Here is a 610-nt window from a genome sequence, read left to right as displayed (position 1 = left end):
TTAGAATCCAGATTAACCGCATACGGCCAAACACTGTCGTCATAGACAGTTGTAACCCCGATACCACCACCAAGGTAAAAGCCTGATACGTCTTTTTTCTCGACATCAGTTTGATTTGCTTGCGCGAATGCTGAAACAGCAGCTAACAAAAGGACAGCTTTTTTCATGTGTACTTAACTTTATTATTTTGATTAAAACGAAGTGAAATATAAGAGGCTTTATCTGCATTTGGGATTTTTCATCGGCTACTTGAAAAAGCACAAGTCACCGAAGCGTTAGTTAAGCAAATAAGTCGCACCTCTCATGCGTGCAGCATAACGAGTCAAAAAATAAAGGTTAAGTATCGAAATGTATGGTTTTGTCAGAAGAGGGGGAAATAAAAAACACCTCCCTTAACCGGAATTTAAGGGAGGTGCTGAATGCCAAATCGAGGGTGGCATTGTTAATTGCTTAAGTGTTAATCGCTTAAGTTTTGCTTATGCAGCAACTTCTTGTTTTGCATCCGCTTTGTTTTTTAGGAATGCATAGGTAAAGCCTGTTACCGCCGTACCTGCAGCAATTGCTACCAAGTACATCAAGACTGGAGAAATTGCGTTAGGGATAAGCAGTA

At 40.2% G+C, this 610-nt stretch carries 1 pseudogene; it reads right to left on the bottom strand.

Annotated features, from left to right (window positions below):
• Window positions 1–167: pseudogene (locus R7040_RS27765) on the bottom strand (porin family protein); the annotation flags it as partial.
• Window positions 168–610: the final 443 nt, after the last annotated feature.

The organism is Vibrio sp. 1069, assembly GCF_033340555.1.
Note: the sequence above shows the minus strand (reverse complement) of the source record. Positions and strands in the feature narration are given on the sequence as shown.